This window comes from Mesorhizobium sp. M7A.F.Ca.ET.027.02.1.1, assembly GCF_004022985.1.
GTDB lineage: Bacteria > Pseudomonadota > Alphaproteobacteria > Rhizobiales > Rhizobiaceae > Mesorhizobium.
Genome location: NZ_RZOL01000420.1, coordinates 1 through 5,211 on the forward strand (window position 1 = coordinate 1; position 5,211 = coordinate 5,211).

The following is a 5,211-nucleotide window of genomic DNA, read 5'->3' on the forward strand; positions in this document are numbered from 1 at the left end:
TTCATCCGCAGGACCGTGTCCATGTCGATGAATGGACGCTGCTGCACTACACCCACGCTTGAGAGGGCGACCGCCATGTTGGACAAACCTGCCTCGGCCCTGCGCCTTCGCGAAAGACTGCTCGATTCCGAGCGGCTGATGGAGGAGACCGGCTGCTATGACGGCATCACGGAACTCACGCTGCGCAACCAGGATCCGCTGAAATTCGAGACGCTGCACACCAAGCTGCGCGCCTATTGCGTCTCGGCACGCGAAATGGCGCGCCGCATCTCGGCCTCGCCCGGCGTGCGCGAGGTCGGCGAAATGGTGGTCGCCATCTACACGCCCGAGGGCGACGCCATCGCTCTCTCCAACGGCATCATGGTGCACGTCCATACGATGAGCCGCTTCATCAAATGGATGATCAAAAACGGCTACGAGGACAACCCGCGCATCCGCGAAGGCGACATCTTCGCCAACAACGACGCCTTCATAGGCACCGTGCAGGTGCCCGACGTGATGGACGTGGTGCCGATCTTTCATGAAGGCACGCTTGTCGGCTGGGCCGGCGCCGTCTGCCACGAGCTGGAGGCCGGCGGCATTACCCCAGGCGGTGATGTGTGTCTCGCGCAGGAGCGCTTCACCGAGGGTCTGTTCGTCTGCGCCGAGAAGATCGGCGAGAACGACGAGATCCGCCGCGACTACGTCATCCGCTGCGAGCGCAATCTGCGCATGCCGATCTACTGGGTGCTGGACGAGAAGGCCAAGGTCGCCTCCTGCATCGATATGCGCGAAAGCGTCAAGCAGCTCATCTCCGAGATCGGCCTCGACTACTGGATGAAGGTGTCGAAGGAGTTCATCGAGGAAGGCCGCCGTGCCCAGCTCGCCCGCACCCGCCAGCTCACCGTCCCCGGAATCTATCGCGGCCACACTTTTTACGGCCACGTCACCGCAGGCAAACCCGGCTTCCAGCTGCTCGGCGATCCGGACTGGCTCTACAACATCCCGATCGAGATGGAGATCACCACCGACGGCAAGATCACCATGGACTTCGAGGGCACGCAGCCCTGGGGCTACCATTCGATGAACTGCACGCCGGCCGGCATGGATGGCGGCATGTTCGTCACCTTGACCCAGCACATGAATTTCGAAGGGCTGGTCAATGACGGCGCCTGGATGGCGACCGAACTGAAACTGCCGCACGGCACCTGGACCAATCCCGACAACGAGATGGTGGCGACCGCCACCTCGTGGGCGCTGCTGCTGCCAGCCTATGGCGTCTTCCAGCGGCTTTTGTCGCGCAGTTTTATCGCGCGCGGCTTCGTCGAGGAGGCCTTCGTCGGTCAGGTCAACAGCCCGATGATCGAGATGGGTGGCCAGAGCCAGTACGGCTCGCCGTTCGGCATGGCCCATTTTGAATGCGCCGCCGCCGGCTCCGGCGCGCTCGCCATCAAGGATGGTCTCGACACCGCCTATGTCGGCTGGAACCCGGAATCCGACATGGGCAACATCGAGGTCTGGGAACAGTCCATGCCGATGGTCTATATCGGCCGCTCGATCGTGCCCAACTCCGGCGGTGCCGGCAAATATCGCGGCGGCTGTTCCTTCGTCTCGACCTGGCTGATCAACAAGACGTCGCATCTGCGGCTCCACACCTCCGAACATTCTTCGCGTGTGTTCGACAACGCCGGCATGTGCGGCGGTTATCCGGCGCCGACCTGCCAGAAGCATCGCGCCGTGCGCAACTCAGACATTCACGAACTCGCGGCAAAAGGCGAACCGCTGGCGCATGCGCCCGGCATCGATCCGCATGTCTCCGACTACGAGCGGAACATCGGTGGCGACCATGTCGTGGTCGAGGGCCCCTACATCACTGCGCCGCACAAATCCGGCGACATCTTCAGCCATTCCTACAATGGCGGCGGTGGTTACGGCGACGTACTGGAGCGCGATCCGATCAAGACCGCCTGGGATGTCGAGAACGGCTTTCTCACCCGGCAAGCGGCGGACCAGGTTTTCGGCATTGTGCTGAAGGACGATGAAGACGGCTATCCCATCGCCGATATCGACGCCACGGTCGAGCGCCGCGCCGCCATGCGCAAGGAGCGTCTGGCCAAGGCGGTCCCTGTGGTGGATTGGATCGCCAAGGAGCGTGGTCGTGTCGAAAAGGCCGATTTCGCCCCCGAGGTGAAGAAAATGTACGCCAGCGCGATCAAGCTGTCGCCGCGCTTCACCAGCGAATTCAGCGAGTTCTGGAACGTCGATGCCATATCGATCTTCATGCCGGGAGCAAAGCCATGACCTCGTATAGCAAGGAAGTCCTGGGCGATCTGGCCGCAGGCAAGCTGCCTTGGCCACAGACAAGGCGGATCATGAGTGCCTACAAGGACGATGACCGTTTCTTCAAGATGGTTGCCGTCTATCAGGATCGCGTTGCCTGGAAGGACCCGATCCTGCTGCCGGTCTCGGACCATCTGTTCATCTGCCAGAGCGGCGATGAGCGCATTACCCGCTGCGAATGCGGCCACTCCTTCGGCGACTATCGCAAGAACTGGAAGCTCAACGCCGCGATCAACGTCCGCAACACCGAGGAGGCTTTGCGCGAAATCTATCCCAACAGCGATCTCCCCGATCCCGAATGGATGGAGATCCGCGAATTCATCTGTCCGCAATGCGGCACGCTGCACGAAGTGGAAGCGGCGGCACCTGGCTATCCCATCGTCCACGATTTCGAGCCCGACCTCGAAGGCTTCTATCGCGAATGGCTAGGCAAGCCGCTCCAGCAAACATGAAACGCTGGCGATGGAGGCTGCGCCGGTGCGATTGCCAAATACGGTCAGGCCTGATTGCCTGCCCGGAACGAAGTGGAGACGGTGCGCCATGAACAACCTTTCCGGCCGTAGCGCCATCGTCACCGGTGGGTTCTCGGGCATGGGCTTTGCCATTGCCACGGCTTTGGCTGAAGCTGGCGCCAATGTCGCCGTCGGCTCCTACATCGCGCCGGCCGGCGTCGACAGGTCCGATGCCGCGTATTATCCCGGCGCGGACGAGATCGGGCGCGTGCGTGCGGCTCTTGCCGCCCACGGAACGAGGGTTCACGCCGCTCATCTAGACGTGCGCGACAGCGACGTCGCCAATCGGTTCGCGGCTGACGCCGAGGTGGCCATCGGCCCCGCCGATATCCTGGTCAATGCCGCTGGGACGACCGCGGAGCAGCCGGTCTGCGGCCATTCCGACGCGCTATGGGACAAGATCGTCGATACCAACCTGACGGGCGCCTTCCGCGTCACGCGTGCGGTACTGCCGGGCATGATCGAACGCGGCTGGGGCCGCATCGTCAACATCGGCTCAACCGCCGCCTCGGTCGGCTGGAAGGACAACCCAGCCTACTGCGCGTCCAAGGCCGGCCTTCTCGGCCTCACGCGCTGCGTGGCCCTGGAAGGGGCGGCGCATGGCGTCACCTGCGTCATGATCAGCCCGACCTGGGTCGAGACCGAACTGATGCGCCGCAATGTGGCGCAGGTCGTCGAGCGCGAAGGCAAGGGGCGCACCGCTGAGGAAGCGATGGCCGAGATCGCCAAAGGCAACCCGCAGCAGCGCATGCTGCAGCCGCAGGAGATTGCCGGTCTGGCGGTCTTCCTGTGCTCGGATCTTGCCAAGGGCATCACCATGGAGAACATCCAGATCACCGGCGGAGCGCTTTGGTAGCATCTCGGACGCGCGACCTGCTGATCTCTCCGCAGATGCCTCGCTGTAAGACAAGGTGACCGGATTTGCCATTGAGCACAGGGCGCAATAGGTTATATTGCACTGCACAATGGAGACGCCGTTTATTGCACGCCCATATTTGCGAAGATTCCGGCCGGCTCATGGCTTGCCGGCCCCGGCCCCGGGTCGTGTCGGCAGAACCCTGAGATGAAGATTCCAAAGTCACTGCTGATCGATCCCGAGAAGAACTCGGTCTATGGCGCCTTTGCCGTAGCCGTTTCGATCTGGGCGTTTTCCTATTCGGTCATCTTCGGCCAGATCTTGATCCTGGCCTATTATGCGGTCTGGCTTCCGCTCATCCTGGTCGACTACCGGCGGTTTCTGCGGCATCTGTCCAGCGCCTGGCTGCCGCTGCTGTTTGCGGCCTATATCTGCTTCTCGGTTTTCTGGTCACAGGCTCCCGGCGTCACCGCGAGGACGTCGGTCCAGTATTTTTCCCATATTGCCTGCGCCTACATAGCTGCGCGCACCGTCAGCGTGCGCACGCTGACCATAGGGGCGCTGGTCGGGATATTCGTCGTCCTCATCTATTCGCTGAAGGTCGGGAACTATTCCGAGGATGTTCTCGACGGCACCGTGAACTTCGTCGGCGCCTTCGCCTCCAAGAATCAGATCGGCTTTGTCGGCTCGCTCGGCATCTATTTCTGCGTTGTCTTCCTTGCTTTCTACAGGCGCGGCCGGCTCAGCTTCATCCTGGCGGTGCCCGTTGTGCTGCTGTCGGCCTATGTCCTGGTCGCTTCGCATTCCGCCACCTCGATGGCGTCGATACCCGCGGTTCTGGCGCTGGTGGCGCTTCTTGCGATGAGCAAACTTCTGTCACGCCGCTATCGCCGGGTCATCTTCCTGATCGGCGCCGGCCTGCTGGTCGTGACGGCCTTCGTCGCCTTGAATCTCGGGCTGATGGACTTCGTCCTCGGCCTCTTCGGCAAGGATTCGACGCTCACCGGGCGAACCTATCTGTGGGAGCAAGGCTGGAACACGGTCCAGAAATCGCCGATTCTCGGCGTCGGCTATGCCGCCTATTGGGTGCAGGGCTTCGCTGAAGCCGAGCGGCTGTGGAACGAATTCTACATCACCACCCGCACCGGCTTCCACTTCCACAACACCTATATCGAGGCCCTCGTCGAACTCGGCTTCGTCGGAGCGACGCTGGTGTCGCTGATCATGCTGCGCACGCTCTACGGCCACGTCTCGGCGGTGATCTTCAAGGCATGGCAGGCGGACTCGGTGATCCTTTTCGGCGTGATGGTCCTGCTGCTGATCCGCTCCTTCGTCGAGGTCGAGATACTGAACCCCTACATCATGGGTTCTTTCCTGATGTATTTCAGCTTCTTCAAGCTGGTGCGGCTGCCCGTTACCCGCAGGCGGCGGTCACCGGCTCTGGAGCCGGCTGACGCGGCCGGGGGCGAGACTGACTGGCCTCGGTATGCCGGCCGTCCGGCGGGCGCAGGTCCCTCATAAACT

Annotated in this window: 4 protein-coding genes; all 4 read left to right on the forward strand. The window is 62.3% G+C overall.

The window, feature by feature from the left end; translation table 11 throughout:
- Window positions 1–75 precede the first annotated feature (75 nt).
- The 4 genes from EN749_RS30175 to EN749_RS30190 all read left to right on the forward strand — a co-directional run bounded on the left by EN749_RS30175 (window position 76) and on the right by EN749_RS30190 (window position 5,208).
- Window positions 76–2,280: a hydantoinase B/oxoprolinase family protein gene (locus tag EN749_RS30175; RefSeq protein WP_128364529.1), complete on the forward strand. Its 2,205-nt coding sequence runs from the start codon at window positions 76–78 to the stop codon at window positions 2,278–2,280.
- Complete coding sequence (locus EN749_RS30180) at window positions 2,277–2,771, forward strand: acetone carboxylase subunit gamma (RefSeq protein ID WP_128364530.1); 495 nt, start codon at window positions 2,277–2,279, stop codon at window positions 2,769–2,771. The genes EN749_RS30175 and EN749_RS30180 overlap by 4 nt, the downstream gene beginning before the upstream one ends.
- Window positions 2,772–2,859: 88 nt before the next feature.
- Entirely contained in the window at window positions 2,860–3,687 is an 828-nt protein-coding gene (locus tag EN749_RS30185) for an SDR family NAD(P)-dependent oxidoreductase (RefSeq protein WP_128287579.1), read from the forward strand.
- Window positions 3,688–3,894: 207 nt separating this feature from the next.
- Window positions 3,895–5,208 carry an O-antigen ligase gene (locus tag EN749_RS30190; RefSeq protein WP_128287578.1) on the forward strand — a complete coding sequence of 438 codons (1,314 nt, stop codon included), beginning with the start codon at window positions 3,895–3,897 and terminating at the stop codon, window positions 5,206–5,208.
- Window positions 5,209–5,211 lie beyond the last annotated feature (3 nt).

Excerpts from the sequence above, each read along its gene's own strand:
- EN749_RS30175 (WP_128364529.1), top strand. The coding sequence starts at position 76 with ATGTTGGACAAACCTGCCTCGGCCCTGCGCCTTCGCGAAAGACTGCTC.
- EN749_RS30180 (WP_128364530.1), top strand. The coding sequence starts at position 2,277 with ATGACCTCGTATAGCAAGGAAGTCCTGGGCGATCTGGCCGCAGGCAAG.
- EN749_RS30185 (WP_128287579.1), top strand. The coding sequence starts at position 2,860 with ATGAACAACCTTTCCGGCCGTAGCGCCATCGTCACCGGTGGGTTCTCG.
- EN749_RS30190 (WP_128287578.1), top strand. The coding sequence starts at position 3,895 with ATGAAGATTCCAAAGTCACTGCTGATCGATCCCGAGAAGAACTCGGTC.